This is a genomic window from Streptomyces sp. NPDC002680, assembly GCF_042889145.1.
Lineage (GTDB): Bacteria > Actinomycetota > Actinomycetes > Streptomycetales > Streptomycetaceae > Streptomyces > Streptomyces adonidis.
Genome location: NZ_JBIAQP010000005.1, coordinates 196,592 through 223,038, shown reverse-complemented (window position 1 = coordinate 223,038; position 26,447 = coordinate 196,592). Strand labels below are relative to the sequence as shown.

The window sequence follows — 26,447 nt, the reverse complement described above, 5'->3', positions numbered from 1 at the left end:
CCACCCAGTACCCACCCGATACCCGTCCAGTTCCCGCTCAGTTCCTGCGCAGCAGCCGGGTAGCCCCCGCCGCCACCGTCGTCGCCAGGACCCAGCCCAGCATGATGATCGCGGCGGCCAGCCACTGCCAGCCGCCGCGCAGCTGCCAGAAGCCGACCTGGCCCAGATCGATCACCGGGAGCAGCAGGTCGAGGGCGAACAGGGAGGGGTTCCACGGCGGGTGCTGCCCGCTGTTCAGCGGCGGATGGCTCGCGTGCGCGAACGCCACCGAACTCGCCGCCCACAGCACCGCCATCCATACGGCGGCCCGGCCGGGCCGGTACCCGTAGGCGACCGTCCAGTCCTGGACGTACCCCCACAGCTTCGCCGCCGGCGGCAGGGTCTCGCGGCGTCGGCGCTGCTTGGCGAGCAGCACCTCGCGCGCGTCCTCGTCCTCGCCGCCGTTGCGCAGCACGGTGGCCAGCCGCTCGTACGGCTCCGGGCTGTACTCGGCGGTCGCCGCCGCCACCCACGCCAGTCGCTCCGCCGGCGGGAACGGCCCCTGCGGTACGAGGTTCTCGTACCCGAAGCCGCCCATGTGCAGGTTGCCAGGGCCCGGCCAACTGCCCGCCCGGTCGACGAGGTTGACGACCCTGGCGCCCGACAGCACCACCTTGCCGCGCTCCGGCCGCTCCCCGAGGAAGCGCAGCTCGGGCGTCTGCACCCGGCGCAGCGACAGCTCCTGCTCGTCGGTGAAGGTCAGACGGGCCCGCTCCAGGTCGACGGAGTCGCCGAACCGGCCGTCGTCAAGCCGGATCCCGCCCTGGCACTCGAAGCGCTGGATGCGTGTCCCGCGCGCAGGGGTCGTGCCGCTGGTCACCATCGGGTTCCAGACGCCCGCGGGGGTCAGGTACAGCGTGCGGCCCACGGTCAGCTGGGGGGCGTTGAGCGCGAGCCGCCCGTACGGGTTGGTGAGCCGGCTGCCGCGCAGGCTCAGCGAGACGCCGATCGTCGCCCCGCGCAGACTCAGCTCGCCGTGCGACTCCAGCATCTCGGCCTGGAGGTCCTGGCCGACGCTCATGCCGTCCCCGGCGATCGAGCGCCCGCGCCGGTCCCGGTAGACGACGGCCTGGTTGAGCAGCAGATCCGTACCGATGTGCGCGTCGGTGAGCCGCGCGCCGTTGTGGAAGCGGCAGCGGGGGAGATGCAGATCGCCCTCGGTGTGCACCCGGGCCGCCTCCAGCCGGGGCACCGAGCAGTTCACCAGCCGTACGGTCGTGAAGCGGGCCTCCGGTACGAGGACCTCCTTCTCGAAGCGGCAGCCCTTCAGCTCGATGTACGGCACGACCGTGCCGCCCGCCAGGTCCAGGGTGCCGCTGATCTGCACACCGGTGAGCTTCAGGGACGACACGCGCCCCGCGAGCGCGGGCGGGCCGTCGAGGAGCAGCCAGCACACGATGCGGGCCCGCACCGTCCGGTCGGCGCCCCAGGGATGGCCGCCGTGCGGATCGTCGACGACGGTGTCGCCACTGCTCAGGTCGTACACGCTGCCGTTGCGGAAGGCCTGCCACATGCCGACCTCGGCGGCGCTCAGATCGTCCGGCGGATCCCCCGCGTTCCCCGTGCCCCCCGCGCGGATGCCGTCACCCTCGGTCACGACGTTTTCCCACTCCTCCCCGTGCCACCAAGTGTTACCTGCGAGTTTCGTACAGCCGTTCTGCCCGCTCAGTAACTCTCTGAACTCAAAACGTGAAGGTGATCTTCCAAGTTCCCGAGGATTTCGTGTGGGGTTCCTCCCTGGCGAACCGCAACGCTCTGTATCAGCCACTGATACGCGCGGACGACGCCCGATCCCCGTCTGAGAGAATTGGCCGCGTGATCTCCCGAATCGATCTGCGCGGCGACGCCCTCCCCGAGGGACCCGCCCTGCGCGACCTGCTGCCCCGAGCCGACTTCGACGTCTCGGCCGCCCTGGAGAAGGTGCGTCCGATCTGCGAGGCCGTGCATCATCGGGGCGACGCGGCGCTGATCGACTTCGCCGAGAAGTTCGACGGGGTGCGGCTGGAATCCGTACGGGTCCCCGCGCGCGCGATCGCCGACGCGCTGGAGACGCTCGACCCGGCCGTCCGCGCGGCCCTGGAGGAGTCCATCCGCCGAGCCCGTCTCGTCCACCGCGAGCAGCGCCGTACGACGCACACGACCCAGGTCGTGCCCGGCGGCTCGGTCACCGAGAAGTGGGTCCCCGTGGACCGCGTCGGGCTGTACGCGCCCGGCGGCCGGTCCGTGTACCCGTCCTCCGTGATCATGAACGTCGTGCCCGCGCAGGAGGCGGGCGTCGAGTCGATCGCCCTCGCCTCACCCGCCCAGTCCGAGTTCGACGGACTCCCGCACCCCACGATCCTCGCCGCCTGCGCCCTGCTCGGCGTCGACGAGGTGTACGCGGCCGGTGGTGCGACCGCCGTCGCGATGTTCGCGTACGGCACCGAGTCCTGCGCGCCCGCCAACATGGTGACCGGCCCCGGCAACATCTGGGTCGCCGCCGCCAAGCGGTACTTCGCCGGGAAGATCGGCATCGACACCGAGGCAGGGCCGACCGAGATCGCGATCCTCGCCGACGACACCGCCGACCCGGTGCACGTCGCCGCCGACCTGATCAGCCAGGCCGAGCACGACCCGCTCGCCGCCGCCGTCCTCGTCACGGACTCCGTGGCGCTCGCGGACGCGGTCGAGAAGGAACTGGAGCCGCAGGTCGCGGCCACCAGGCACATCGAGGACCGGGTCGCCCCGGCGCTGGCCGGCAAGCAGTCCGCGATCGTCGTCGTCGACGGCGTGGAGGAGGGGCTGCGGGTCGTCGACGCGTACGGCGCCGAGCACCTGGAGATCCAGACCGCGAACGCGGCGGCCGTGGCCGACCGGGTGCGCAACGCCGGCGCGATCTTCGTCGGCCCCTGGGCGCCGGTCTCCCTCGGCGACTACGCGGCCGGGTCCAACCACGTCCTGCCGACCGGCGGCTGCGCCTGCCACTCCTCCGGTCTCTCCGTCCAGTCCTTCCTGCGCGGCATCCACATCGTCGACTACACGCGGGACGCGCTGGCCGACGTGGCGCATCACGTGGTGACGCTGGCGGAGGCGGAGGATCTGCCGGCCCACGGGGCGGCGATCAAGGCAAGGTTCGGATGGAAGGTTCCCCAGAGCAAGTGACCGGCATTGACGATCTCCCCGTACGCGACGAGCTGCGCGGCAAGTCCCCGTACGGCGCGCCCCAGCTCGACGTCCCCGTGCGGCTGAACACCAACGAGAACCCCTACCCGCTGCCCGAACCGCTCGTCGAGCGGATCGCCGAGCGGGTGCGCGAGGCGGCCCGGAACCTCAACCGCTACCCCGACCGGGACGCCGTGGAGCTGCGTACGCAGCTCGCCAAGTACCTGACGGACACCTCGGGGCACGAGGTCGGCCTCGCCAACGTGTGGGCCGCCAACGGGTCCAACGAGGTCATCCAGCAGCTGCTCCAGACCTTCGGCGGGCCCGGCCGTACCGCGATCGGCTTCGAGCCCTCGTACTCGATGCACGGCCTCATCGCGCGCGGGACGGGCACCGGCTGGATCTCCGGTCCCCGGAACGACGACTTCACGATCGATCTCGCGGCGGCCGAGGAGGCCATCGCCGAGCACCGCCCGGACGTCGTCTTCATCACCACGCCCAACAACCCCACCGGAAACGCGGTCCCGCGCGAGACCGTCCTCGCCCTGTACGAGGCCGCGCAGACCGCCAAGCCGTCCATGGTCGTGGTCGACGAGGCGTACATCGAGTTCAGCCACGGCGACTCGCTGCTGCCCCTCATCGAAGGTCGGCCGAATCTCGTCGTCTCGCGGACGATGTCGAAGGCCTTCGGGGCGGCCGGTCTGCGCCTGGGCTATCTCGCCGCGCACCCGGCCGTCGTCGACGCCGTACAGCTCGTACGGCTGCCCTACCACCTGTCGGCCGTGGCCCAGGCGACCGCCCTGGCCGCCCTGGAGCACACCGAGACGCTGCTGAAGTACGTCGAGCAGCTCAAGACCGAGCGGGACCGGCTGGTCGCCGAACTGCGGGCCATCGGCTTCGACGTCACCGAGTCCGACGCAAACTTCGTGCAGTTCGGCACCTTCGCCGACTCGCACACCGCCTGGCAGCACATCCTCGACCGGGGCGTCCTGGTCCGGGACAACGGCGTACCGGGATGGCTGCGCGTGACCGCCGGAACCCCCGCCGAAAACGACGCGTTCCTCGACGCGGTACGAGATCTCAAGAAGGAGCAGGACGAGTCATGAGCCGCGTCGGACGCGTGGAGCGCACCACCAAGGAGACGTCGGTCCTCGTCGAGATCGATCTCGACGGCACCGGCAAGGTCGAGGTGTCGACGGGCGTCGGCTTCTACGACCACATGCTCGACCAGCTCGGCCGGCACGGTCTGTTCGACCTCACCGTGAAGACCGAGGGCGACCTGCACATCGACTCGCACCACACCATCGAGGACACCGCCCTCGCCCTCGGCGCCGCCTTCAAGCAGGCCCTCGGCGACAAGGTGGGCATCTACCGCTTCGGCAACTGCACGGTCCCCCTGGACGAGTCCCTCGCCCAGGTGACGGTGGACCTGAGTGGCCGCCCGTACCTCGTGCACACCGAGCCCGAGAAGATGGCGCCCATGATCGGCGAGTACGACACCACGATGACCCGGCACATCCTGGAGTCCTTCGTCGCCCAGGCCCAGATCGCGCTGCACGTGCACGTGCCCTACGGGCGCAACGCCCACCACATCGTGGAGTGCCAGTTCAAGGCCCTCGCGCGGGCGCTGCGGTACGCCTCCGAGCGCGACCCGCGCGCGGTGGGCATCCTCCCCTCCACGAAGGGCGCCCTGTAAGCCATGAGCGGCCTCTCCACCGTACTGATCGTCGTCGGGCTCTTCCTGGCCGGCGGGGTCTACTCCTTCGCCAAGCAGAAGATGCCCACGAGCCTCATCGTGTTGCTGTCGATAGGCGCCGGGATGTGTCTCGTCGCCGGCGTGCTGAGGCTGGAGGTCTGGAATTGAGTAGCTCCGGCAAGAAACGGCAACGAGTAGTCGTCTTTGACTACGGCTTCGGCAATGTCCGGTCCGCCGAACGCGCTCTCGCGCGCGCGGGTGCCGACGTCGAGATAACGCGTGACTTCGACAAGGCCATGAACGCGGACGGGCTGCTGGTGCCGGGCGTCGGCGCCTTCGCCGCCTGTATGCGCGGCCTCAAGGAGGCGCGCGGCGACTGGATCGTCGGACGCCGACTGGCCGGCGGCCGTCCCGTGATGGGCATCTGCGTGGGCATGCAGATCCTCTTCGCGCGCGGGATCGAGCACGGCGTCGAGACCGAGGGCCTCGACGAGTGGCCCGGCTCCGTCGAGCCGCTGCAGGCCGACATCGTGCCCCACATGGGCTGGAACACCGTCGAGGCCCCGGCGGACTCCCAGCTCTTCGCGGGCCTGGACGCCGACGCGCGCTACTACTTCGTCCACTCGTACGCCGTCCACGACTGGTCCCTGGAGATCACGAACCCGCTGATGCGCGCCCCCGGGGTCACCTGGTCGACACACGGCAAGCCCTTCGTGGCGGCCGTCGAGAACGGCGCCCTGTGGGCCACCCAGTTCCACCCCGAGAAGTCCGGCGACGCCGGAGCGCAGCTGCTGAACAACTGGATCGGAACCCTCTGATGCCCTCGAAGCTCGAACTCCTCCCCGCCGTCGACGTCCGCGACGGCCAGGCAGTGCGCCTGGTGCACGGCGAGTCCGGCACGGAGACCTCGTACGGCTCCCCCCTGGAGGCCGCCCTCGCCTGGCAGCGCTCGGGCGCCGAGTGGCTGCACCTGGTCGACCTGGACGCGGCCTTCGGCACCGGCGACAACCGCAAGCTGATCGCCGAGGTCGCCGGCGCGATGGACATCAAGGTGGAGCTGTCCGGCGGCATCCGCGACGACGACACGCTGGCCGCCGCCCTGGCGACGGGCTGCACGCGCGTGAACCTCGGTACGGCCGCCCTGGAGACCCCCGAGTGGGTCGCCAAGGTCATCGCCGCGCACGGCGACAAGATCGCGGTCGGCCTGGACGTACGCGGAACCACGCTCCGCGGACGCGGCTGGACCCGCGACGGCGGCGACCTCTACGAGACGCTGGAGCGGCTCAACGGCGAGGGCTGCGCGCGCTATGTCGTGACCGACATCGCCAAGGACGGCACGCTCCAGGGCCCCAATCTGGAGCTGCTGCGCAACGTCTGCGCGGCGACCGACCGCCCGGTCGTGGCCTCCGGCGGCGTGTCCTCCCTGGACGACCTCCGTGCCATCGCCGAGCTGGTCCCGCTCGGTGTCGAGGGCTCCATCGTCGGGAAGGCCCTCTACGCGAAGGCGTTCACCCTGGAAGAGGCCCTGGAGGCGGTGGACCAGTGAGCGACGTACGGCGTGTCACGACCGGTGCCCCCTGGGAGGATGCCTTCGGCTACTCCCGCGCGGTGGAGCTGCCCAATGGCCTGGTGCTGGTCTCAGGCTGCACGTCCATCGTGGACGGCGAGATCGCCGGAGGCGGCCCCTACGAGCAGACGATCAACTCCTTCAACGTCGCGTTCGCGGCGCTGGAGCAGCTCGGGCTCGGCCGTGACGACGTCGTGCGTACGCGCATGTACATCACCCACGCGCGGGACGTGGACGACGTCGGGCGCGCTCACAAGGAGCTGTTCGACGCCGTCCGGCCCGCCGCATCCATGATCATCGTCTCCGGCCTCGTGGACCCCAGCCTGGTCGTCGAGGTCGAGGTGGAGGCGTACCGAGGAGAAGCCGCAGCATGACCCTTGCCGTACGAGTCATCCCCTGCCTGGACGTGGACAACGGCCGGGTCGTCAAGGGCGTCAACTTCCAGAACCTGCGCGACGCGGGCGACCCCGTCGAGATGGCCAAGGTGTACGACGCCGAGGGTGCCGACGAACTGACGTTCCTGGACATCACCGCGTCGTCCGGCAACCGCGAGACGACGTACGACGTGGTGCGCCGCACCGCCGAGCAGGTGTTCATCCCGCTCACCGTGGGCGGCGGGGTGCGCGCGGCCGAGGACGTCGACAAGCTGCTGCGGGCCGGGGCGGACAAGGTGGGCGTCAACACGGCCGCCATCGCGCGTCCGGAGCTGATCCGGGAGATCGCGGAGCGGTTCGGGCGGCAGGTGCTGGTGCTGTCCGTGGACGCGCGACGGACCGAGTCCGGGTCCTTCGAGGTCACCACCCATGGGGGGCGGCGCGGTACCGGTATCGACGCGGTCGAGTGGGCGCACCAGGCCGCCGAGCTGGGCGCCGGGGAGATTCTGCTCAACTCGATGGACGCGGACGGGACGAAGGACGGGTACGACATCGAGATGATCGAGGCTGTGCGGAAGCATGTGCGCGTCCCGCTGATTGCCAGTGGGGGAGCGGGGCGGTTGGCCGACTTTCCGCCTGCCGTGGCGGCCGGGGCGGATGCTGTTCTGGCTGCCTCTGTTTTCCACTTTGGGGATTTGCGGATCGGGCAGGTGAAGGATGTGTTGCGTGGCGCTGGGCATCCTGTTCGTTGACGGGTAGTTCTTTGGCCGCGGGGCGGTGGGGGCTTGTCGCGCAGTTCCCCGCGCCCCTTTGGGGCGCGGCTCGTCTTAGATGCCCAGCTGCTTTGATTCGTGGAGCTTGGTGATCGCTTCCTTGTCGCCCTCCAGGTCCACGTCTGCTGCGTTCTGGCGGCCGTACGCGAACAGGAGCAGCTCCGACGGTTCGCCTGTCACCGTGACCACCGGGACGCCTCGGTGGGCCACCGCTGTGCGGCCGTCGGGGCGGCGTAGGACCAGGCCTGTGGGGGCGCTGCGGCCCGTCAGTCGGGCGGTGCGTTCCAGGCGGGACCAGAGGGCGTCCTGGAAGACCGGGTCCAGCTCGCGGGGTGTCCAGTCGGGCTGTGCGCGGCGTACGTCCTCGGTGTGGACGTAGAACTCTATGGTGTTCGCCGCCTCGTCGATCTGCTTCAGGGAGAACGGCGAGAAACGCGGTGGGCCCGTACGGATCAGCTGGATCAGCTCTTCGTAGGGCTTCTCGGCGAACTCGGTCATCACCCGCTCCAGACGGGGCGCGAGCTGCTTGATCCAGGTCCCTCCGGCGGCGTCCGCGCGGCGCTCGCGCACCACCACGTGCGCGGCGAGGTCACGGGTGTTCCAGCCCTCGCACAGGGTGGGGGCGTCCGGGCCCGCGGTTTCCAACAGGTCGGCGAGGAGAAGTCGTTCACGCTTCGCATGGGTCGACATGTCAGCAAGCCTACGACCGTCCACGAGGTCCGCCCAGTGGACACCCCGCCGGGACTGTCAGTGGGGCGCGGCACAATGGGCCCATGACCAGCAGCACGCCCCCCAGCCCCCTCGCCCCGGAGATCGCCGCGCGCCTCAAGCGCGGCGCCGACGGGCTCGTCCCCGCGATCGCCCAGCAGTACGACACCGGTGAGGTGCTCATGCTCGGCTGGATGGACGACGAGGCGCTGCATCGCACCCTGACCACCGGCCGCTGCACCTACTGGTCGCGCAGCCGCCAGGAGTACTGGGTCAAGGGCGACACCTCAGGACACTTCCAGCACGTGAAGTCCGTCGCCCTCGACTGCGACGCCGACACCGTGCTCGTCAAGGTCGACCAGGTGGGCGCCGCCTGCCACACCGGCGCGCGGACCTGCTTCGACGCCGACGTCCTGCTCGACGTGTCGTTCGAGGACGCCGATTCCGGCGTACTCCCGCAGGGTCAGTAAGGTCAGCCGCCATGGACCTCGAGACCTTCCGCAAGCTGGCCACCGACCGGCGCGTCATCCCCGTCACCCGCAAGCTCCTCGCCGACGGCGACACCCCGGTCGCGCTCTACCGCAAGCTCGCCGCCGAACGCCCCGGCACGTTCCTGCTGGAGTCCGCCGAGAACGGTCTCTCCTGGTCCCGCTACTCCTTCGTCGGCGTCCGCTCCAGCGCCACCCTCACCGCGCGCGACGGCGAGGCCCACTGGCTCGGCACCCCGCCCGTGGGCGTGCCCGTCGACGGCGACCCGCTCGCCGCCCTGCGCGCCACCATCGAGGCCCTCCACACGCCCCACCAGGAGGGCCTGCCGCCCTTCACCGGCGGCATGGTCGGCTACCTCGGGTACGACATCGTGCGCCGCCTGGAGAAGATCGGCCCCGGCGAGCGGGACGACCTCCAGCTGCCCGAGCTGACCATGCTGCTCACCAGCGATCTGGCCGTCATGGACCACTGGGAGGGCTCGGTCCTGCTGATCGCCAACGCGATCAACCACAACGACCTCGACACGGGCGTCGACGAGGCCTACGCGGACGCCGTGGCCCGCCTCGACGCCATGCAGGCCGACCTCTCGCGCGCGGTCTCCCAGCCGCCCGCCGTGCTCCCGCCCTCAGAACTCCCCGAGTACACGGCGCTGTGGGGCGGCCCCGACTACCAGGTCGCCGTCGAGGACATCAAGGAGCGCATCCGCGCGGGGGAGGCCTTCCAGGTCGTCCCCTCGCAGCGCTTCGAAACGCCGTGCACGGCGAGCGCGCTGGACGTCTACCGCGTCCTGCGGGCCACCAACCCGTCCCCGTACATGTACCTGTTCCGCTTCGACGGGTTCGATGTCGTCGGCTCGTCCCCCGAGGCCCTCGTCAAGGTCGAGGACGGCAGCGCGATGGTCCACCCCATCGCCGGCACCCGGCACCGCGGGGCGACCCCGCAGGAGGACCAGGCCCTCGCCGAGGAACTGCTCGCCGACCCCAAGGAGCGCGCCGAGCACCTCATGCTCGTCGACCTCGGGCGCAACGACCTCGGCCGGGTCTGCGAGCCCGGTTCCGTCGAGGTCGTCGACTTCATGTCCGTCGAGCGGTACTCGCACGTCATGCACATCGTCTCGACCGTCACCGGCCGGGTGGCGGCGGGCCGTACCGCCTTCGACGTCCTGACGGCCTGCTTCCCGGCCGGCACGCTCTCCGGGGCGCCCAAGCCGCGCGCGATGCAGATCATCGACGAACTGGAGCCGTCCAGGCGGGGGTTGTACGGCGGCGCCGTCGGCTATCTCGACTTCGCGGGCGACTCCGACACCGCCATCGCCATCCGCACGGCCCTCCTGCGCGACGGCACGGCGTACGTCCAGGCGGGCGCCGGTGTCGTCGCCGACTCCGACCCGGTCGCCGAGGACAACGAGTGCCGCAACAAGGCGGCGGCGGTCCTGCGCGCCGTCCACACGGCGAACCGGCTCGGACAGTAGGGCCCTTCCGCTGACAAGGTCCCACCAATGGGGCGCTTCTCACGCCAACCCCGGGTGCCGGTTCACCCGGGGTTGGGGCGATAGTGGGGTACGTGACAGCCGTACCCGTACCTTCCCCACGTTCCGAAGCCCCCCTTCCCGGCCGGGCCGGCCGGCTCAGCCTCGCCGTCGCCCTGTCGGCCGGTGCGCTGGGCGCGGCCGTCGCCCTGCTCGCCACCCGCCAGCGCTGGTCGGAGGGCACCGCGACGGTCGCCGGCGGCGCCTTCCCGCTGACCGCCAGCGGCAGCGACGTCACGGGCGTGCCCGCGGCCCTCGCGATAGTGGGCCTCGCCGCGCTCGTCGCCGTCTTCGCCGTCCGCCGCTCCGGCCGCCTCCTGGTCGCCGCGCTGCTCGCGCTGTCCGGCGCCGGTACGGTCGCCGCGGCCGTCCTCGGCGCCTCCGACAGCTCCGCGCTCGACGAGAAGGCCGCCCAGGCCAGCGGTGACACGGCGGCCACCGTGAACACCCTCAGCCATACGGCCTGGCCGTACGCGGCGGCCGTCGGCGGCGCGCTGATCCTGCTCGCGGGGCTGCTGGCCCTGCGGTACGGGCGTCTGTGGCCGGCGATGTCAGGGCGGTACGAGCGGGGTGGTGCGCCGAGGCCTCGCCGTCGGGCGACGGCCGCAGATCCCGACCGTCCCGAGGAGATCTGGAAGGCGCTGGACCGGGGTGAGGATCCCACCGGCGCTTAAGGGCTCCGCTCTGGGGTCGTGTGTTGTCTGCGGGTGCGTTGTGGCTGGTCGCGCAGTTCCCCGCGCCCCTTTGGGGCGCCCCGGCGGGGGCGACTCGCTGGGGTGACCCCCGGGGTTCTGCACCCGTGCGCGTGCGGGACAATGGGCGACGAGCTTCCGGCTCACCACGTCCTGTATTCAACAACCAGCAACTCAGCAACGAGGAGCAAGTCATGGCGGGCAGCAGCCACGGTCACACTTTGGCCGCCTGGACCGGCGTCACCATCTCCATCATCGGCTTCTGCGTAGCGGGCGCCTTCATGGTGATGGCCGAGCCGCTGGGCTTCTGGGCCGGCATGGTGCTCGCGGTCCTCGGCGGGGTCGTCGGCTGGATCATGGCCGCGATGGGCCTCGGCAAGCAGAAGCCGGCCCGACAGGTCGCGTCGACGCGTGAACCGGCGGGCGCCGAGAGCTGAATCCCGTATTCGAGGACTGGCGGGGGCGGCACGGCGACGACGCCGGGGCCGCCCCTGGCGCGTGTACACCCCGCAGGGGGCAGAATGCGTGGGGTGAACACCGAGCGGGCTCAGCAAGGCGTGCCCTCGGGCGCCGGTGCCGTCCTGGGACGGGTGGTGGTGCCCGCCGGGGTGCTGGCGGCCGTCGCCGGGGCCTTCGCGTACGTCGGGACGGTCGACCCCAACGAACCCGGGCACTACCCCGTCTGCCCGCTTCTGCGCCTGACCGGCGTGTACTGCCCCGGCTGCGGCGGTCTGCGCAGCGCCTACGCCTTCGTGCACGGGGACTGGGTGACGGCCCTCGGGGCCAACGCGCTCGCCGTGGCGGGATACCTGGCCTTCGCCGTCCTGTGGACCGTCTGGGTGGTCCGTGCGGTGCGCGTACGGCCGATGCGGATCGATCTCGGGCCGGTGCACCTGTGGAGCCTGGGGACATTGTTGCTGGTCTTCACGGTTGTCCGGAACCTGCCGTTCGGTGGCTGGCTCCACCCTTGATCAAATGATGAATGTCCAGGTAGTGGGACCGGTGTCAACCGGATGTGAGGGGCGTGCCCTCCTGCGGATACCATCGGAGTGACCAGCTTTGACAGTTTGTGCAGCTTCGATGCTGTGAATGGCTGGAACAGTCAATCGCCTACCGTCTGGAAGGGGGCCGCTCGCGTGAGTGTGCTCGACGAGATCATCGACGGAGTCCGTGCCGACCTCGCGGAGCGGCAGGCGCGCGTCAGCCTCGACGAGCTCAAGGAGCGCGCGGCGAAGGCTCCCGCCGCCAAGGACGGGGTCGCCGCACTGCGCGGCGACGGCGTCAAGGTCATCTGCGAGGTCAAGCGGTCCAGCCCCTCCAAGGGCGCGCTCGCGGCCATCGCCGACCCGGCCGGCCTCGCGGCGGACTACGAGGCGGGCGGCGCGGCCGTCATCTCCGTCCTCACCGAACAGCGCCGCTTCGGCGGCTCCCTGGCCGACCTGGAGGCCGTCCGTGCGCGGGTGGACATCCCGGTGCTGCGCAAGGACTTCATCGTCACGTCGTACCAGCTGTGGGAGGCCCGGGCGTACGGCGCCGACCTGGCCCTGCTGATCGTCGCGGCCCTCGACCAGCCCGCCCTGGAGTCCCTCATCGAGCGCGCCGAGTCCATCGGACTCACCCCGCTCGTCGAGGTGCACGACGAGGACGAGGTCGAGCGGGCGGTCGAGGCGGGGGCCCGGGTCATCGGCGTCAACGCGCGCAACCTGAAGACCCTGGAGGTCGACCGCTCCACCTTCGAGCGGGTCGCCCCCGAGATCCCCGACAGCATCGTCAAGATCGCCGAGTCGGGTGTCCGAGGCCCGCACGACCTCATCGCGTACGCCAACGCGGGCGCCGACGCGGTCCTGGTCGGCGAGTCCCTGGTGACGGGCAAGGACCCGAAGACAGCGGTCTCCGATCTGGTGGCAGCGGGCGAGCATCCCGCATTGCGGCACGGCCGCGGCTGATCACCGGCTAGAGTTTGCCCCGATGACTATCACCATGACGCCCACGGACAGGTACGCCCGCCTCGCGCGCGGCTGCCGCCCCCGTGGCTGCCGCGCACCGGCACGCCGCGTGCACGGTCGCAGGGTGCGATACGTCATCGGGGACGAACCTGGACAGGTGAACGGCATGCGATGGCAGCGCCCCGTCAGGGGCGCGGGGAACTGCGCGACCAGCCACGATGGTCCCGCAGCCAACTGACCATCCCTGCCCCCACGGCGAATAGTGCCCAACACAAACTCACCGTGAGGTTCTGTCATGCCCAGCGAGTTCTTCATCCCTGACCCCGAAGGTCAAATCCCCAGCCCCGAAGGCTACTTCGGCGCGTTCGGCGGCAAGTTCATCCCGGAGGCCCTCGTCGCCGCCGTCGACGAGGTCGCCGTCGAGTACGACAAGGCGAAGTCGGACCCCGAGTTCGCCCGCGAACTCGACGACCTGCTCGTCCACTACACCGGCCGCCCCAGCTCCCTCACCGAGGTCCCCCGGTTCGCCGAGCACGCCGGAGGCGCCCGGATCTTCCTCAAGCGGGAGGACCTGAACCACACCGGGTCCCACAAGATCAACAACGTGCTCGGGCAGGCCCTCCTCACCAAGAGGATGGGCAAGACCCGTGTCATCGCCGAGACCGGTGCCGGCCAGCACGGGGTCGCCACCGCGACCGCCTGTGCGCTGTTCGGGCTCGAATGCACCATCTACATGGGCGAGATCGACACCCAGCGCCAGGCCCTCAACGTCGCCCGGATGCGCATGCTCGGCGCCGAGGTCATCGCCGTGAAGTCCGGGTCGCGGACCCTCAAGGACGCCATCAACGAGGCGTTCCGCGACTGGGTCGCCAACGTCGACCACACGCACTACCTGTTCGGGACCGTCGCCGGGCCGCATCCCTTCCCGGCCATGGTGCGCGACTTCCACCGGGTGATCGGTGTGGAGGCCCGCAGGCAGCTCCTGGAGCAGGCCGGGCGGCTGCCCGACGCCGCCGTCGCCTGTGTGGGCGGCGGATCCAACGCCATCGGGCTCTTCCACGCCTTCATCCCCGACGCCGACGTCCGCCTCATCGGGTGCGAGCCCGGCGGCCACGGTGTCGAGACCGGCGAGCACGCCGCCACCCTCACCGCCGGTGAGCCCGGCGTCCTGCACGGGTCGCGGTCGTACGTCCTGCAGGACGAGGAGGGGCAGATCACCGAGCCCTACTCCATCTCCGCCGGACTGGACTACCCGGGCATCGGCCCCGAGCACTCCTACCTCAAGGACACCGGCCGCGCCGAGTACCGCGCGGTCACCGACGACGCCGCCATGCAGGCCCTGCGCCTGCTGTCGCGTACCGAGGGCATCATCCCGGCCATCGAGAGCGCGCACGCGCTGGCCGGTGCGCTGGAGGTCGGCAAGGAGCTGGGCAAGGACGGGCTCATCGTCGTCAACCTCTCCGGGCGCGGCGACAAGGACATGGACACCGCCGCCCGGTACTTCGGCCTGTACGACACCGACGCCGAGGTCGCCGCCAACACGGCCGACACCGCAGAGATCGAGGGGGACGCCAAGTGAGCGGCAACATCCAGCTGTTGAGCGACACCCTCGCCGGTGCCAAGACCGAGGGGCGGGCCGCTCTCATCGCGTATCTCCCCGCCGGGTTCCCGACCGTCGACGGCGGGATCGACGCCGTCAAGGCCGTGTTCGAGGGCGGCGCCGACATCGTCGAGGTCGGGCTGCCGCACAGCGACCCGGTGCTCGACGGGCCCGTCATCCAGACCGCCGACGACATCGCCCTGCGCGGCGGCGTCAAGATCGCGGACGTCATGCGCACGGTCCGGGAGGCCTACGAGGCCAGCGGGAAGCCGGTGCTCGTCATGACGTACTGGAACCCGATCGACCGCTACGGCGTCGAGCGGTTCACCGCCGAGCTGGCGGAGGCGGGCGGCGCCGGGTGCATCCTGCCCGACCTGCCCGTGCAGGAGTCGGCGCTGTGGAGGGAGCACGCGGAGAAGCACGGCCTCGCGACCGTGTTCGTCGTCGCGCCCAGCAGCAAGGACGGACGGCTCGCCGAGATCACCGCGGCGGGCAGCGGGTTCGTGTACGCCGCTTCCCTCATGGGCGTCACGGGGACCCGGGCGTCGGTCGGCGCCCAGGCCGAGAAGCTGGTCGAACGCACCCGGGGCACCGGCACCGACCTGCCGGTCTGCGTCGGGCTCGGGGTCTCCGACGCGGCCCAGGCCGCCGAGGTCGCCGGCTTCGCCGACGGTGTGATCGTCGGCTCGGCCTTCGTCAAGCGGATGCTCGACGCCCCGGACGACGCGGCCGGTGTCGAGGCCGTGCGGGAACTCGCCGCCGACCTCGCGAAGGGCGTGCGGAGCCGCTCGTAGGCCGGGTGGGACATTTCGCACAGGTCGCCCGAACGGGTGGACCTGGGGCCGGGGAGGCGCAATGCGTCTCCCCGGTTCGTTCTGCGGGTGTGAGCGAGAAGAATCGTGACGGAAAGCGCACCGCCCGCGAGCGGCTGGCGGTCGAGCGTGAGAAGCAGAAGTCCGCGGAGAAGCGGCGGCGGGTGTTGATCGTGGGCGCCAGTGTCGTCTGCGTGCTGGGCCTCGCGGCGGTGATCGGCGTCGTCGCCGCGAACTCCGGCAAGGACAGCAAGAGCGAGAGCGCCGGTCCGGTCGTGGCGCCCTCGGGCGCGCAGGGCAAGGACAGCCTCGCGATCCCGGTGGGCGAGGAGAGCGCCAAGTCGACGCTCACGGTGTGGGAGGACTTCCGCTGTCCGGCCTGCCAGTCCTTCGAGACCAACTACCGCTCGACCATCCATGAGCTGACGGCCGCGGGCAAGCTGAAGGTGAACTACCACCTGGCGACGATCATCGACGGCAACATGGGCGGCAGCGGCTCCCGGCACGCGGCCAACGCCGCCGCCTGCGCCCAGGACGCCGGCAAGTTCACCGCGTACCACGACGTGCTGTACGAGAACCAGCCGCAGGAGACCGACGACGCCTTCGCGAAGAACAGCAGACTCATCGAGCTGGCGGAGAAGGTCGACGGACTCGACACACCCACGTTCCGGACGTGTGTCGAGGACGGCACGCACAACAGCTGGGTCGTGAAGTCGAACGAGGCCTTCCAGAGCGGCGGCTTCGGCGGCACGCCGACCGTCCTGCTCGACGGGAAGAACATCTACCAGGACCAGACGATGACCCCGGCGAAGCTGAAGCAGATGGTGGAGGCCGCCGACAAGGCGTAGGCCTGGGCGCTTTTCGGGTTCCCCGAGGGCCTCCGGTTCGGCGTCGTGAGCGGAACCGGAGGCACCGCCCGTTATGGAGCCGTTGCCCGGGGCGGCTCACATCCGCCGCGTCCGTCAAGGTAGCGTCGGGACTGCCATGAATATCGCCTACATTCCCAGTCCGGCGCGCGGGGTGCTGCACCTTGGACCCATTCCGCTGCGCGGCTACGCGTTCTGCATCATCATCGGTGTCTTCGTCGCGGTCTGGCTCGGCAACAAGCGCTGGCTCGCCCGCGGTGGCCGACCCGGCACGGTGGCCGACATCGCGGTCTGGGCCGTGCCATTCGGCCTGGTCGGTGGTCGCCTCTATCACGTGATCACGGACTACGAGCTGTACTTCAGCGAGGGCCGCGACTGGGTGGACGCCTTCAAGATCTGGGAGGGCGGCCTCGGTATCTGGGGCGCGATCGCCCTCGGCGCGCTGGGTGCGTGGATCGGCTGCCGCCGACGCGGTATCCCGCTGCCCGCGTGGGCCGACGCCCTCGCGCCCGGTATCGCCCTCGCACAGGCGATCGGGCGGTGGGGCAACTGGTTCAACCAGGAGCTGTACGGCCGCGAGACCACCGTCCCCTGGGCCCTGCACATCACCTCCTCGACCGACGGCCGGGTCCCGGGCTACTACCACCCGACCTTCCTGTACGAGTCGTTGTGGTGTGTCGGCGTCGCGCTGCTGGTCATCTGGGCCGACCGCCGCTTCACGCTCGGGCACGGACGGGCGTTCGCGCTGTACGTCGCGTCCTACTGCGTAGGCCGCTTCTGGATCGAGTACCTGCGCGTCGACGAGGCCCACCACGTCCTCGGCATGCGGCTCAACAACTGGACCGCGATCGTCGTCTTCATCCTCGCGGTGGTCTACTTCGTGCTCTCGGCGAAGAAGCGCCCCGGCCGGGAGGAAGTCGTGGAGCCGGATGTCTCCGACGGTTCGGCGAAGGATGCCGCCGAGGGTGACGAGGGCGATGCGGAATCGGCGGAGGTGAAGGACGCGGTCGAGGCCGAGGCTGATGCGGACGGCACGGCCAGGACCGAGGACGACGGCGAGGGCGAGGGCGAGAGCAAGGCCGAGTCCGACTCCGAGTCTGCGGAGAAGGCCGAGGACAAGGCCGAGGCGGAGCCGAGCAAGAAGATCTAACCGTTGACGGTACGAGGACGAGGGCGCCCCGGTCGGACCGGGGCGCCCTCGTTCGTTGTTCGGGTCAGGGGCGGTCGCGGTCGGCCAGGGACAGGGTTCTGCGGGCCGATGCGACCACTGCCGCGTCGATGAAGCGGCCGTCCGGCAGGGCCTGGGCGCCCTCGTCCGTCGCCGCCGCCTTGACGATCTGCTCGGCCTCCTCGATCTCCTCCGGGGTGGGGAGGTAGGCGCGCTCGATGACCGGGAGCTGGCGGGGGTGGATCGCCGCTCGGCCCAGGAAGCCCAGGTCGCGGCCGTGGGCGCAGGACGCGGCCAGGGTGTCCAGGTCGCGGATGTCCGGGTGGACCGACTGGGGCGGCGGGGCGAGTCCGGCCGCCCGTGCGGCCACGACGACCCGGGAGCGGCACCAGTCGAGACCCGCGTCTCCTCGTACCCCCAGATCGGCCCGGAGGTCCGCCTCGCCCAGAGCGATGCCGTGCAGGGCGGGGTGGGCGGTCGCGATGGCGAAGGCGTGTTCGATGCCGAGGGCGGTTTCGAGCAGGGCGTGCAGCGGGAGATCGGCTGCGGGGTTCCGGGTGGCCACTCGTACGACGTCCTGTGGTGCCGTCACCTTCGGGAGCCGTAGGCCCGAGACACCCGGGAGGCCTTCGAGGGACCGGAGGTCGGGGGTGGCCAAGGGGCCGTCCAGGGCGTTGATGCGGACGTGGACCGGGACCGGCTGGGGGTCGGTGAGGCGTTCGGCGGTGGCTGTGCGGGCGTACTCCTTGCGGTCGGGGGCGACCGCGTCCTCCAGGTCGACGACGACCACGTCGGCGCCGGAGGCGAGGGCCTTGGTGACCACCTCGGGGCGGTCGCCGGGGACGTACAGCCAGGTCAGGGGAGTGGCTGTCATAGGGCGCCCTCGGTGCGCAGGGTGTCGATCTCGTGTTCGGCCAGGCCCAGTTCGGTGAGGACGGCCGTGGTGTCCGCACCGTGCGGGCGGCCCGCCCAGCGGATCGCGCCGGGGGTCGCGGAGAGCCGGAAGAGGACGTTCTGCATACGGATCGGGCCGAGTTCGGGGTCGTCGACGGTGGTGATGGTGTCGAGGGCCTGGTACTGCGGGTCGGTCATCACCTCCCGTACGTCCTGGATCGGGGCGACCGCCGCCTCCGCCTTCTCGAAGGCCGCCATGACCTCTGTGTGGGAGTGGCGGGCGATCCACGAACCGACCGCCTCGTCGAGGACGTCCGAGTGCCTGGCCCGGTCGGCGCCCGTGGTGAACCAGGGTTCGTCGATCAGTTCCGGGCGGCCGACCAGGCGCATCACGCGCTCGGCGATCGACTGGGCCGAGGTCGACACGGCGACCCAGGTGCCGTCGGCCGTGCGGTAGGTGTTGCGGGGCGCGTTGTTCTGCGAGCGGTTGCCGGTGCGCGGCTGGACGTGGCCCAACTGGTCGTACCAGAGCGGCTGCGGGCCGAGGACCGTGAGGATCGGTTCGATGATCGCCATGTCGACGACCTGGCCCTCGCCGGTGCGGTCGCGGGCGGCGAGGGCCGTCATCACGGCGTACGCGGTCGCCAGGCCCGCGATCGAGTCGGCGAGGCCGAAGGGCGGGAGCGTCGGGGGTGCGTCCGGTTCGCCGGTGATCGCGGCGAAGCCGCTCATCGCCTCGGCGAGGGTGCCGAAGCCGGGGCGGTGGGCGTACGGGCCGAACTGACCGAAGCCGGTGACCCGGGCCAGGACCAGGCGCGGGTTGGCGGCGGACAGCTCCGGCCAGCCCAGGTCCCATTTCTCCAGGGTGCCCGGGCGGAAGTTCTCGATGATCACGTCGGCTGTCGTGGCGAGGTGGAGGAGGGTGGCGCGGCCTCCGGGCTTCGACAGGTCCAGGGTCATCGTGCGCTTGTTGCGGCCCAACAGCTTCCACCAGAGGCCGATGCCGTCCTTGGACGGGCCGTGGCCACGGGAGGGGTCGGGCTTCACCGGGTGCTCGATCTTGATCACCTCGGCGCCGAAGTCGCCGAGCATGGTGGCGGCGAGGGGGCCCGCGAAGAGGGTGGCCAGATCGAGGACGCGGAGGCCTGTCAGGGGGGCCGCGGGGGGCGTGGTTTCCGTGGTCGTGCCGAGGGTGGGGGGCTTGGGTGCGTTCATGATGTGTACCTGGCCTCGATCTCCGAGCGGTACGGCATCGATGCCGACGCGCCCGGCCGTTGTACGGAGAGTGCGCCCGCCGCCGCGGCCCACGCCAGGGCGTCCGGCATCGGGCGCCCTTCGGCCAGGGCCACCGCGAGGGCGCCTACGAAGGTGTCGCCGGCGCCGGTCGAGTCCACGGCGGTGACGGGCGGCGCGGGGACGGTGAGGGTGACGGGTTCGGCGCCCCGGGTTGCGTAGAGGCTGCCGGCCGGGCCCAGGGTGACCACGACCTCTGGTACCTGGTCGAGGAGTGCGATGGCTGCCTGGTGCGGGTCGGTCAGGCCGGTGAGGGCTGTGGCCTCGTGCTGGTTCGGCACCAACAGGTCGGTGACGGCGAGGAGTTCGGGTGGCAGCGGTTGGGCGGGGGCCGGGGTGAGGATCGTACGGACGTCGTGGCGGTGAGCGGCCTGGGCGCCCTCGATCACCGCTGTGAGCGGGATCTCCAGCTGGAGCAGCAGTGCGTCGGCGGGGATGACGACGATCGCGTTGCCGCCCTCGTCGTCCACGACGATGTGCGCGGTGCCGGAGGGGCCCTCGACGGTGCGGAGATGGTCGGTGTCGACGCCGGAGTGCTCCAGGGTGGAGCGGAGTTGGGTGCCGTACGGGTCGTTGCCCACCGCGCCGATCATCGAGACGTCGGCTCCCGAACGGGCCGCCGCCACGGCCTGGTTGGCGCCCTTGCCGCCGGGGATCGTACGGAACTCACGTCCCGTCACCGTCTCCCCGCGCTGTGGAGCCTTGCCGACGTACGCGACGAGGTCCATGTTCGTGCTGCCCAGCACGGCGATATGGGTCATGGGTGGGCTGCCTCCAAGTGGGTGAGGGAGTACGTCAGTCGGGCGAGGTCGTCGAAGCCGGTGCCGTTGAAGTCCGCGACTGAGGTGGCGAGTTGGTTCTTGAGGGGGGTGGTCCAGCGGTCGGGGAGGGCATCGGGGGAGCCTGCGAGGAGGGCGGCGATGCTGCCGGCCGTCGCGCCGTTGGAGTCGGTGTCCCAACCGCCGGACACGGCGCGGCAGATGGAGCCGGTGAAGTCGCCGTCGGCGTGGGTGAGGGCGGCGGCGATCAGGGCGGTGTTGGGGATGGCGTGGACCCAGTGGTAGGTGGGGGAGTGGGTCGCGTGGAGTTCGTCCACGACGGTGGTGAAGTCGGGGTGGGTTCGGGCCAGTTGGATTCCGTGGTGGATGGCTGCGGCTAGGCGGGAGCGTGGGGGGATCACTGTCAGGCCCGTGCGCAGGCAGGCGTGGATGTCGTGGGTGGCGGTGGCTGCCTGGGCGATGGTGGCCGCCGTGAACATCGCCGCGTAGACGCCGTTGGCGGTGTGGGTGAGGGTCGCGTCGCGGTACGCCTGTTCGGCTGCGGTGGCCGGGTCGCCTGGGTTGGTCCAGCCGTGGACGTCTGCGCGGATCAGGGCGCCGATCCATTCTCGGAACGGGTTGCGGTGGCGGGCGGTGAGTGGGGGTTCGAGGCCGGAGAGGAGGTTGCGGTAGGCGATGCGTTCGGCGGTGAAGGTGCGGCCTGCGGGGAGTTCGTCGAGCCAGAGTTTCGCGACGTCCGTGGTGGTGAAGTGGGGGCCGTGGCGTTGGAGCAGGAGGAGGTTGAGGAGGGGGTAGTTGAGGTCGTCGTCCTCGGGCATGCCGTTGATGTTCTCGGCGAGGGAGGTTGGGGCTGAGCGGCGGTTCCAGGGGTGTGCTGTCAGGAGTTCCTCCGGGACTCCTTTGGCTGTGAACCAGGTGTTCAGGGGCCAGTTGCCGGTTGCCTGGGCGAGGTGGCGGATCGCGGTGAGGGGGAGTTTCTCTACCGGTTTGCCTAGGAGGCAGCCTGCGGCTCTGCCCAGCCAGGCTGCTTCCAAGTTGAGGGGGGTGGTTGCTGGGGGGTGGGTCACGCGGCCCGGCGTTTGCGGGGTGCCGCTTTCTGTGGGACGGGTGCCGCCCTTAGCGGCACGCATGCCCGCAGTGGGGGCGGGGGTAGGCCACGTCGCGCAGCTGGCCTTGATTCTCGCCAGGTCCGTCGGCTCTTCGTCTGTCAACCTGCTGGGTAGGTCTGCCAGTTCGTCCAGTAGGTCTTCTGCCAGTTGGCGCAGGTAGCGGGATACCGGGTTGGGTGACGCGCCTGCTCGTTGCGGGGCCTCCTGGCCGCCCGCCGCTCTCCAGCGCGCGGCGATTCTGCTGGGTTCTCGGCCGTCCTGGGTTGCCTGGCGCAGTTCGTGGCCGAGCAGGTCCTCCGGTTGGACCCAGGTCAGTCGGAGCATCCCGGGCTCCTGAGCTGGGCGAACGCCCCCTCGTGGGAACGGCGTCGGTGGACGTCCCGTTCGAAGATCTCCCCTGTTACCTCGGCCAGCGTGCGGGCCGGTTCCCACAGGTCCAGGCGGCTTGCCTCCGCGACCGTCTTCGACCAGTCGGACGGGATCTCGGAGCCCAGGGCGCCCGCCAGGGCCCCGGCCATCGTCGCGATCGAGTCGCAGTCGCGGCCGTAGTTCACCGAACCCAGCACTGAGTGACGGAAGTCGCCGCGCGCCACCGCCAACATGCCCAACGCCACCGGGAGTTCCTCGATCGTGTGCAGCCGGGACGGGCGACGGGCGCCCAGCGACGGGTTGCGGTAGTCCGAGCCCACCGTGTCGTACGGCGTCACCGCCTCCCGCAGTGGCCGCAGTGCCGACTCGAAGTCCGAGTAGCGGGAGGCCACTTCGCACACCGTCTCGATGGCTGCTCTGGTGCCGTCCTTCGCCAGGGAGAGGCACGTGCCGATCACGGAGTCGGGGGTGGCGTTCGGGGTGCACGCCGCCGCCACCCCCGCCGCGAAGACCGCCGCCGCCTCCCTGCCGTACGAAGACTGGTGGGCGCCCGCGATGTCGAGGGCCTCGGTGTACGCGCCCGCCGGGTTGGCCGCGTTGACCAGGCCGACCGGGGCCATGTACATCGCCGCACCGCAGTTGACGATGTTCCCCACGCCTGCCTCGCGGGGGTCGATGTGGCCGTAGTGGATCCGGGCCACCAGCCATTTCTCCGCCAGGAAGATGCGTTGGAGGGGGAGCGCCTCGGCCTCCAGCTCCGGGATCCAGCGGGGGTTCGTCATCAGGTCCGGGACCAGGTGGTCGGCGACCGCGTACGCGTCCAGGTGGTCGCGGACCTTCGCGTAGACGCGGATCAGCGCGTGCGTCATCAAGGTGTCGTCGGTGACGTGGCCGTCGCCCTTGTGGTACGGGGCGATCGGGCGGGCCGTGCGCCAGGCGTCCCCGTTCCAGGGGCCGACGATGCCGTGGACGCGGCCCGCGTGGCGTTCGAGGATCTGCTCGGGGGTGTAGCCCTCGACGGGGCCGCCGAGGGCGTCGCCGACGGCCGCGCCCACCAGGGCTGCGGTGATCCGTTCGTCCAGGGCCAGTGCTTGGCCCGCTTCGAGGGTTTCTGGTGTTTTGGGCTTCATGTTGCGAATCATCCACCTGGAGTGGTTCGTTGTGTGGCTTCCAGGAGTTCGGCGAGTTCCACGAGGTCCGTGCCGGTCAGGCGGGGGAGGGCGCAGCCGGAAAGGGTGCGGCAGGCGTCGCGCCACGCCGTCGGAATCGCGGCGCCGCCGCCCAACGCGCCGGTGAGGGCGCCCGCGAGGGCCGGGGCCGAGTCCGCGACCCGGGAGAGGCAGGCCGCCGCCGGGACCGCTTCCGCGATCCGGCCCTGCGCGGCGGTGGCCAGTGCCAGGGCTACCGGGACCGTCTCGGCGGCGGCGATGCCGTAGCTGTAGACGTGGTCCACGATCTGGTGTTCCAGGAGCGGGACCAGGGCGAACGCGCCGTCCGTGTCCTGGGCGAGCTTCAGCGCGTGGCGGGTGTTGCGGCCGATCTCCGTGCCCTCGGGCAGTTCGGCGAGGGCCGCGTTCACGCACGCCTCGACCTTCTCGCCGGCCAGCGCCAGTGCGAGGGCCGCCGCCATCGCGCGGGCGCCGTGCACGCCGTCGCCGTCCTGGGTGTAGCGGGCGTCGAACTCGGCCAGTTCGGCGGCGAGTCGGGGGTCGCCGGGGTGGGCCACGGCCAGTACGCAGGCCCGTACGCAGGCCGCGTCGTCGAAGTAGTGGGGGTTGTCGTGGCCGGTGGCGGGTGGGCGGAGGCCTGCGGCGAGGTTGCCGAGGCCTGCGCGTACGGAGATTCGGGCGCGTAGGGGGAGTACCGCCGATTCGACCTCGGGGGCGCGTTCGGCTGCGGCGGCTACCTCGCTGGCGACCGCGTTCCAGGACAGGTCGATGGCGGCTCGGGCGCGGCGTTCGCGGCTGAGGTCGCCGAGTACGGTGTCGTCGCCGGCGCGCAGCAGGGCCTCTGCGGCGAACGCCGCCCATTCGGCGTCGTCTGAGGGGCCCAGGCGGAGGGGTTCCGGGGGTTGGTTGAGGGCGATCGGGACGGGGAGGGTGGTTGTCGCGTTCTGTTCGGCGAAGGTGTCGAGTTCGCGGGTCAGGCGGCGGGTCCAGTCGGGCATGCGGGCGGCTCTGTGGCGGGCGGCGGGCCAGCCGGCGGCGTCGCCTGCGGCTAGGCCTAGGAGTAGGCCTTCGATGCGGCGGGGCGTGCTCATGGGTGGACCTCGGCTTCGGCTCGGGTGGGGTTTTTCGCCCCCGCCGCCCCTACCCGTCCCATCCCTGGGGGCTGCCGCCCCCAGACCCCCGCTTCGGCCTGAACGGCCTCGTCCTCAAACGCCGGACGGGCTGAATTGGCTGGGGTTGGGTTGAAGGTGCGGTGGACGTGTCTTGTCCTCGAACGTCGGAGAGGTGGGTTCACGGCAGCACCTCCGTTTCCGTCGTCGCGTCTTCGTCCGCGGCCAGGACGTACGCCGCCTGGTCCGGCGTCGGGGCGGGATCCCGTACCACCGGCTTCGCTCCCCACTTGCCGCCCTCGCCCGGGGTCAGCAACTCCGCCACGTCCAGGACGTGGTGGCCTGCCATGGAGGGGAGGCAGGTGCCTCGGGCCGGGCCGATTGCCTCCGCCCAGGCCGGCGGGATCGCCGAGGCGCCGTGTGTCGCGCCTGCCAGGGCGCCTGCCACCGCTGCTGTCGTGTCCGCGTCGCGGCCCATGTTGACGGCTGTCAGGACCGATTCCTCGAAGTCGCCGTCGGCCGCCGCGTACGCGCCGAAGGCCAGGGCCACGGCTTCCGGGGCCAGGTCCGTCCAGGGGTAGCCGCCGATCACCACCGCGGAGCGGACCGCCCGTTCGCCTCGGTGGGCCACCGCCACCGCCCGGCGGAGGGAGCGTGCCGTCCAGCTGTCGTCGGGGACTACCGCCAGGGCCGATGCCACCACCGCGATCGTCGGCGCGCCCGCCATCGCCGCCGCCACGCCCGCCGCCACCGCCTGGCCGCCGTAGATGCCCTCGCCGTCGTGGCTCACCGAACCGTCGATCGCCACCAGACGCGCGGCCTCGGCCGGGCGGCCCGCCGCGAAGACGCCGAAGGGGGCTGCCCGCATGGCGAGGCCGTCGCTCCACGCGTGGCGGTGTTGAGCTGAGATCGGGGCTGCCAGGCCTCTGCGCAGGTTCTCCAGCGTCCCTCGTTCGCTGAAGCCCGCGCCCCGGAACGGGCCCTCGTCGAGGTCGGCGATCCACTGGTGCCAGGCCGCCTCCACATGGGCGGGGGTGAGGGCCGAGCCGTGCCGGGCCAGGAGGAGGCCCGAGAAGATCGCGTACTCCGTGTCGTCCGTGCCGGAGGGGTTTTCGGCCACGTAGCCGGTGATGCGGCCCCAGCGGGCGCGGATCTCCGAGGGCTTCATGTTCTCGGCGGGGGCGCCGAGCGCGTCCCCCACGGCCAGACCCAGCAGGGCGCCGCGTGCTCTGTCGCGCAGGACGGCGGCGTCTCCGGGCGCCGGGACCGAGGGAATGCAGGCGATCGATGCCATACGCGGCCTCTCCTCCGGAGGGTTCCGGGGGCTCCCACGCGGGGAGCGGAACCCTTTGCGGAACTGTCCCACCGGAGGCGTTCGCACGAGCCTCTGGCGCCCCAGCGTCACCCGGTCGACATCTGTGCGAGCACTCCTACGGATGAGCGATCACGATGAACGCGCAGGTGAGGGCAGCCTTTCCTTGCTGGCAGGGGTGGAATTCGCGGCGTATTTTTGGTGTTGTCGATAGTTGGAATCAGTCTAGGTTTGCTTCGGCAATGTCCGGAGTGGGATGGGGGATGGTGTGGTCATCATCGAGAGCGGGGCTGCGCTGCATGAGGCGCACCGGGACAATCACACCCACCGGGATGTGAGTGGTGGGTGGTTGCGGCCCGCCGTTTTCGGGGCCATGGACGGGCTTGTCTCGAACCTCGCCCTGATGACCGGTGTGGCCGGCGGGGCCGTTTCGCATCAGACCGTCGTCATCACCGGGCTCGCCGGTCTTGCCGCCGGCGCCTTCTCCATGGCCGCCGGCGAGTACACCTCCGTCGCCTCCCAGCGTGAGCTGGTGGAGGCCGAACTCGACGTCGAGCGGCGGGAGTTGAGGAAGCATCCCAAGGACGAGGAGCGGGAGTTGGCCGCGCTCTACGAATCCCGGGGGGTCGACGCCAAGCTCGCCCGTGAAGTCGCTCGGCAGCTCTCGCGCGATCCCGAGCAGGCACTCGAGATACACGCCCGTGAGGAACTGGGCGTCGATCCCGGTGATCTGCCCTCGCCCGCCGTCGCCGCTGTTTCGTCCTTCGGGGCGTTCGCGCTCGGTGCGCTGCTGCCCGTACTCCCTTATCTGCTCGGGGCGACCGCGCTGTGGCCCGCCGTGCTGGTCGCGCTCGTCGGGCTCTTCGGGTGTGGGGCTGTCGTGGCCCGGGTGACCGCGCGTACCTGGTGGTTCAGCGGGCTCAGGCAGCTCGCGCTGGGTGGTGCGGCGGCTGGTGTGACGTACGCCCTGGGCAACCTGTTCGGGGCGGCCGTAGGATAGGAAATCGCGCACTT

At 71.0% G+C, this 26,447-nt stretch carries 29 protein-coding genes; 20 read left to right on the top strand and 9 right to left on the bottom strand.

Features of this window, described 5'->3' with window-relative positions; all coding sequences use genetic code 11:
* Window positions 1-37 precede the first annotated feature (37 nt).
* Window positions 38-1,636, bottom strand: coding sequence for an oxidoreductase (locus tag ACFYXF_RS15750; protein WP_389350119.1), 1,599 nt, complete (start codon window positions 1,634-1,636; stop codon window positions 38-40).
* A gap of 218 nt (window positions 1,637-1,854) precedes the next feature.
* Here ACFYXF_RS15750 and hisD point away from each other — a divergent pair, with 218 nt between their 5' ends.
* Genes hisD through hisF form a run of 8 tightly spaced genes read left to right on the top strand, consistent with a single transcriptional unit; the run spans window position 1,855 to window position 7,569 of the window.
* The gene (hisD, locus tag ACFYXF_RS15745) at window positions 1,855-3,180 is read left to right on the top strand and encodes a histidinol dehydrogenase (RefSeq protein ID WP_389350118.1); all 1,326 of its coding nucleotides are present in this window, start codon (window positions 1,855-1,857) and stop codon (window positions 3,178-3,180) included.
* Window positions 3,177-4,286 (top strand): histidinol-phosphate transaminase, encoded by a 1,110-nt coding sequence (locus ACFYXF_RS15740; RefSeq protein WP_389350117.1) that lies wholly within the window; start codon window positions 3,177-3,179, stop codon window positions 4,284-4,286. The genes hisD and ACFYXF_RS15740 overlap by 4 nt, the downstream gene beginning before the upstream one ends.
* The gene (gene hisB, locus ACFYXF_RS15735) at window positions 4,283-4,876 is read left to right on the top strand and encodes an imidazoleglycerol-phosphate dehydratase HisB (RefSeq protein ID WP_105975738.1); all 594 of its coding nucleotides are present in this window, start codon (window positions 4,283-4,285) and stop codon (window positions 4,874-4,876) included. The genes ACFYXF_RS15740 and hisB overlap by 4 nt, the downstream gene beginning before the upstream one ends.
* 3 nt (window positions 4,877-4,879) lie before the next feature.
* On the top strand, window positions 4,880-5,044 hold the full coding sequence (locus tag ACFYXF_RS15730) for a hypothetical protein (RefSeq protein WP_198655592.1): 165 nt from the start codon (window positions 4,880-4,882) through the stop codon (window positions 5,042-5,044).
* Window positions 5,035-5,694 (top strand): imidazole glycerol phosphate synthase subunit HisH, encoded by a 660-nt coding sequence (gene hisH / locus ACFYXF_RS15725; RefSeq protein WP_389350360.1) that lies wholly within the window; start codon window positions 5,035-5,037, stop codon window positions 5,692-5,694. Before ACFYXF_RS15730 ends, hisH begins: the two co-directional genes overlap by 10 nt.
* Window positions 5,694-6,422 carry a bifunctional 1-(5-phosphoribosyl)-5-((5-phosphoribosylamino)methylideneamino)imidazole-4-carboxamide isomerase/phosphoribosylanthranilate isomerase PriA gene (priA, locus tag ACFYXF_RS15720; RefSeq protein WP_389350116.1) on the top strand — a complete coding sequence of 243 codons (729 nt, stop codon included), beginning with the start codon at window positions 5,694-5,696 and terminating at the stop codon, window positions 6,420-6,422. The genes hisH and priA overlap by 1 nt, the downstream gene beginning before the upstream one ends.
* On the top strand, window positions 6,419-6,817 hold the full coding sequence (locus ACFYXF_RS15715) for a RidA family protein (protein ID WP_389350115.1): 399 nt from the start codon (window positions 6,419-6,421) through the stop codon (window positions 6,815-6,817). Before priA ends, ACFYXF_RS15715 begins: the two co-directional genes overlap by 4 nt.
* Window positions 6,814-7,569, top strand: coding sequence for an imidazole glycerol phosphate synthase subunit HisF (hisF, locus tag ACFYXF_RS15710; RefSeq protein ID WP_369035098.1), 756 nt, complete (start codon window positions 6,814-6,816; stop codon window positions 7,567-7,569). The genes ACFYXF_RS15715 and hisF overlap by 4 nt, the downstream gene beginning before the upstream one ends.
* A gap of 75 nt (window positions 7,570-7,644) precedes the next feature.
* Here the strand turns inward: hisF and ACFYXF_RS15705 are convergent, their stop codons facing one another.
* Complete coding sequence (locus ACFYXF_RS15705) at window positions 7,645-8,280, bottom strand: TIGR03085 family metal-binding protein (protein ID WP_389350114.1); 636 nt, start codon at window positions 8,278-8,280, stop codon at window positions 7,645-7,647.
* Between the two features lie 83 nt (window positions 8,281-8,363).
* Here ACFYXF_RS15705 and hisI point away from each other — a divergent pair, with 83 nt between their 5' ends.
* The 11 genes from hisI (at window position 8,364) to lgt (ending at window position 17,381) form a co-directional block, all read left to right on the top strand.
* Window positions 8,364-8,768 (top strand): phosphoribosyl-AMP cyclohydrolase, encoded by a 405-nt coding sequence (hisI, locus tag ACFYXF_RS15700; RefSeq protein ID WP_389350113.1) that lies wholly within the window; start codon window positions 8,364-8,366, stop codon window positions 8,766-8,768.
* An 11-nt stretch (window positions 8,769-8,779) separates the two neighbouring features.
* On the top strand, window positions 8,780-10,258 hold the full coding sequence (locus ACFYXF_RS15695; RefSeq protein WP_389350112.1) for an anthranilate synthase component I: 1,479 nt from the start codon (window positions 8,780-8,782) through the stop codon (window positions 10,256-10,258).
* Window positions 10,259-10,341: 83 nt separating this feature from the next.
* On the top strand, window positions 10,342-10,989 hold the full coding sequence (locus ACFYXF_RS15690; RefSeq protein WP_389350111.1) for a TIGR02234 family membrane protein: 648 nt from the start codon (window positions 10,342-10,344) through the stop codon (window positions 10,987-10,989).
* A 212-nt stretch (window positions 10,990-11,201) separates the two neighbouring features.
* A complete protein-coding gene (locus tag ACFYXF_RS15685; RefSeq protein WP_389350110.1) occupies window positions 11,202-11,444 on the top strand; it encodes an HGxxPAAW family protein in 243 nt (80 codons plus the stop codon).
* Window positions 11,445-11,528: 84 nt separating this feature from the next.
* Complete coding sequence (locus ACFYXF_RS15680; RefSeq protein ID WP_389350109.1) at window positions 11,529-11,978, top strand: DUF2752 domain-containing protein; 450 nt, start codon at window positions 11,529-11,531, stop codon at window positions 11,976-11,978.
* Window positions 11,979-12,143: 165 nt separating this feature from the next.
* Window positions 12,144-12,953, top strand: coding sequence for an indole-3-glycerol phosphate synthase TrpC (gene trpC, locus ACFYXF_RS15675; protein WP_369035105.1), 810 nt, complete (start codon window positions 12,144-12,146; stop codon window positions 12,951-12,953).
* Between the two features lie 22 nt (window positions 12,954-12,975).
* Entirely contained in the window at window positions 12,976-13,191 is a 216-nt protein-coding gene (gene trpM, locus ACFYXF_RS15670; protein WP_389350108.1) for a tryptophan biosynthesis modulator TrpM, read from the top strand.
* Window positions 13,192-13,248: 57 nt separating this feature from the next.
* Window positions 13,249-14,532: a tryptophan synthase subunit beta gene (gene trpB / locus ACFYXF_RS15665; RefSeq protein WP_389350107.1), complete on the top strand. Its 1,284-nt coding sequence runs from the start codon at window positions 13,249-13,251 to the stop codon at window positions 14,530-14,532.
* Window positions 14,529-15,347, top strand: coding sequence for a tryptophan synthase subunit alpha (gene trpA, locus ACFYXF_RS15660; RefSeq protein ID WP_389350106.1), 819 nt, complete (start codon window positions 14,529-14,531; stop codon window positions 15,345-15,347). Before trpB ends, trpA begins: the two co-directional genes overlap by 4 nt.
* Before the next feature lie 89 nt (window positions 15,348-15,436).
* Window positions 15,437-16,213, top strand: a complete 777-nt coding sequence (locus ACFYXF_RS15655; protein WP_389350105.1) for a DsbA family protein — start codon at window positions 15,437-15,439, stop codon at window positions 16,211-16,213.
* 136 nt (window positions 16,214-16,349) lie between these two features.
* Entirely contained in the window at window positions 16,350-17,381 is a 1,032-nt protein-coding gene (gene lgt / locus ACFYXF_RS15650) for a prolipoprotein diacylglyceryl transferase (protein ID WP_389350104.1), read from the top strand.
* A gap of 64 nt (window positions 17,382-17,445) precedes the next feature.
* Here lgt and ACFYXF_RS15645 read toward each other — a convergent pair whose 3' ends face one another.
* The 7 genes from ACFYXF_RS15645 to ACFYXF_RS15615 form a co-directional block, all read right to left on the bottom strand.
* Window positions 17,446-18,273 (bottom strand): HpcH/HpaI aldolase/citrate lyase family protein, encoded by an 828-nt coding sequence (locus ACFYXF_RS15645; RefSeq protein ID WP_389350103.1) that lies wholly within the window; start codon window positions 18,271-18,273, stop codon window positions 17,446-17,448.
* Complete coding sequence (locus ACFYXF_RS15640) at window positions 18,270-19,508, bottom strand: CaiB/BaiF CoA transferase family protein (RefSeq protein ID WP_389350102.1); 1,239 nt, start codon at window positions 19,506-19,508, stop codon at window positions 18,270-18,272. Before ACFYXF_RS15640 ends, ACFYXF_RS15645 begins: the two co-directional genes overlap by 4 nt.
* Complete coding sequence (locus ACFYXF_RS15635) at window positions 19,505-20,347, bottom strand: ribokinase (protein ID WP_389350101.1); 843 nt, start codon at window positions 20,345-20,347, stop codon at window positions 19,505-19,507. Before ACFYXF_RS15635 ends, ACFYXF_RS15640 begins: the two co-directional genes overlap by 4 nt.
* Window positions 20,344-21,798, bottom strand: coding sequence for an ADP-ribosylglycohydrolase family protein (locus ACFYXF_RS15630; RefSeq protein ID WP_389350100.1), 1,455 nt, complete (start codon window positions 21,796-21,798; stop codon window positions 20,344-20,346). The genes ACFYXF_RS15635 and ACFYXF_RS15630 overlap by 4 nt, the downstream gene beginning before the upstream one ends.
* The gene (locus tag ACFYXF_RS15625) at window positions 21,786-22,973 is read right to left on the bottom strand and encodes an ADP-ribosylglycohydrolase family protein (protein WP_389350099.1); all 1,188 of its coding nucleotides are present in this window, start codon (window positions 22,971-22,973) and stop codon (window positions 21,786-21,788) included. The genes ACFYXF_RS15630 and ACFYXF_RS15625 overlap by 13 nt, the downstream gene beginning before the upstream one ends.
* Window positions 22,974-22,981: 8 nt before the next feature.
* Window positions 22,982-24,187 (bottom strand): ADP-ribosylglycohydrolase family protein, encoded by a 1,206-nt coding sequence (locus tag ACFYXF_RS15620; protein ID WP_389350359.1) that lies wholly within the window; start codon window positions 24,185-24,187, stop codon window positions 22,982-22,984.
* Between the two features lie 115 nt (window positions 24,188-24,302).
* Window positions 24,303-25,415 (bottom strand): ADP-ribosylglycohydrolase family protein, encoded by a 1,113-nt coding sequence (locus tag ACFYXF_RS15615; RefSeq protein ID WP_389350098.1) that lies wholly within the window; start codon window positions 25,413-25,415, stop codon window positions 24,303-24,305.
* Window positions 25,416-25,701: 286 nt separating this feature from the next.
* Here ACFYXF_RS15615 and ACFYXF_RS15610 point away from each other — a divergent pair, with 286 nt between their 5' ends.
* Window positions 25,702-26,433, top strand: coding sequence for a VIT1/CCC1 transporter family protein (locus ACFYXF_RS15610; protein ID WP_389350358.1), 732 nt, complete (start codon window positions 25,702-25,704; stop codon window positions 26,431-26,433).
* Window positions 26,434-26,447 lie beyond the last annotated feature (14 nt).

Excerpts from the sequence above, each read along its gene's own strand:
- hisB (WP_105975738.1), top strand. The coding sequence starts at position 4,283 with ATGAGCCGCGTCGGACGCGTGGAGCGCACCACCAAGGAGACGTCGGTC.
- ACFYXF_RS15730 (WP_198655592.1), top strand. The coding sequence starts at position 4,880 with ATGAGCGGCCTCTCCACCGTACTGATCGTCGTCGGGCTCTTCCTGGCC.
- priA (WP_389350116.1), top strand. The coding sequence starts at position 5,694 with ATGCCCTCGAAGCTCGAACTCCTCCCCGCCGTCGACGTCCGCGACGGC.
- hisF (WP_369035098.1), top strand. The coding sequence starts at position 6,814 with ATGACCCTTGCCGTACGAGTCATCCCCTGCCTGGACGTGGACAACGGC.
- ACFYXF_RS15705 (WP_389350114.1), bottom strand. The coding sequence starts at position 8,280 with ATGTCGACCCATGCGAAGCGTGAACGACTTCTCCTCGCCGACCTGTTG.
- hisI (WP_389350113.1), top strand. The coding sequence starts at position 8,364 with ATGACCAGCAGCACGCCCCCCAGCCCCCTCGCCCCGGAGATCGCCGCG.
- ACFYXF_RS15695 (WP_389350112.1), top strand. The coding sequence starts at position 8,780 with ATGGACCTCGAGACCTTCCGCAAGCTGGCCACCGACCGGCGCGTCATC.
- ACFYXF_RS15685 (WP_389350110.1), top strand. The coding sequence starts at position 11,202 with ATGGCGGGCAGCAGCCACGGTCACACTTTGGCCGCCTGGACCGGCGTC.
- ACFYXF_RS15680 (WP_389350109.1), top strand. The coding sequence starts at position 11,529 with ATGCGTGGGGTGAACACCGAGCGGGCTCAGCAAGGCGTGCCCTCGGGC.
- trpM (WP_389350108.1), top strand. The coding sequence starts at position 12,976 with ATGACTATCACCATGACGCCCACGGACAGGTACGCCCGCCTCGCGCGC.
- trpB (WP_389350107.1), top strand. The coding sequence starts at position 13,249 with ATGCCCAGCGAGTTCTTCATCCCTGACCCCGAAGGTCAAATCCCCAGC.
- lgt (WP_389350104.1), top strand. The coding sequence starts at position 16,350 with ATGAATATCGCCTACATTCCCAGTCCGGCGCGCGGGGTGCTGCACCTT.
- ACFYXF_RS15645 (WP_389350103.1), bottom strand. The coding sequence starts at position 18,273 with ATGACAGCCACTCCCCTGACCTGGCTGTACGTCCCCGGCGACCGCCCC.
- ACFYXF_RS15640 (WP_389350102.1), bottom strand. The coding sequence starts at position 19,508 with ATGAACGCACCCAAGCCCCCCACCCTCGGCACGACCACGGAAACCACG.
- ACFYXF_RS15635 (WP_389350101.1), bottom strand. The coding sequence starts at position 20,347 with ATGACCCATATCGCCGTGCTGGGCAGCACGAACATGGACCTCGTCGCG.
- ACFYXF_RS15630 (WP_389350100.1), bottom strand. The coding sequence starts at position 21,798 with ATGCTCCGACTGACCTGGGTCCAACCGGAGGACCTGCTCGGCCACGAA.
- ACFYXF_RS15625 (WP_389350099.1), bottom strand. The coding sequence starts at position 22,973 with ATGAAGCCCAAAACACCAGAAACCCTCGAAGCGGGCCAAGCACTGGCC.
- ACFYXF_RS15615 (WP_389350098.1), bottom strand. The coding sequence starts at position 25,415 with ATGGCATCGATCGCCTGCATTCCCTCGGTCCCGGCGCCCGGAGACGCC.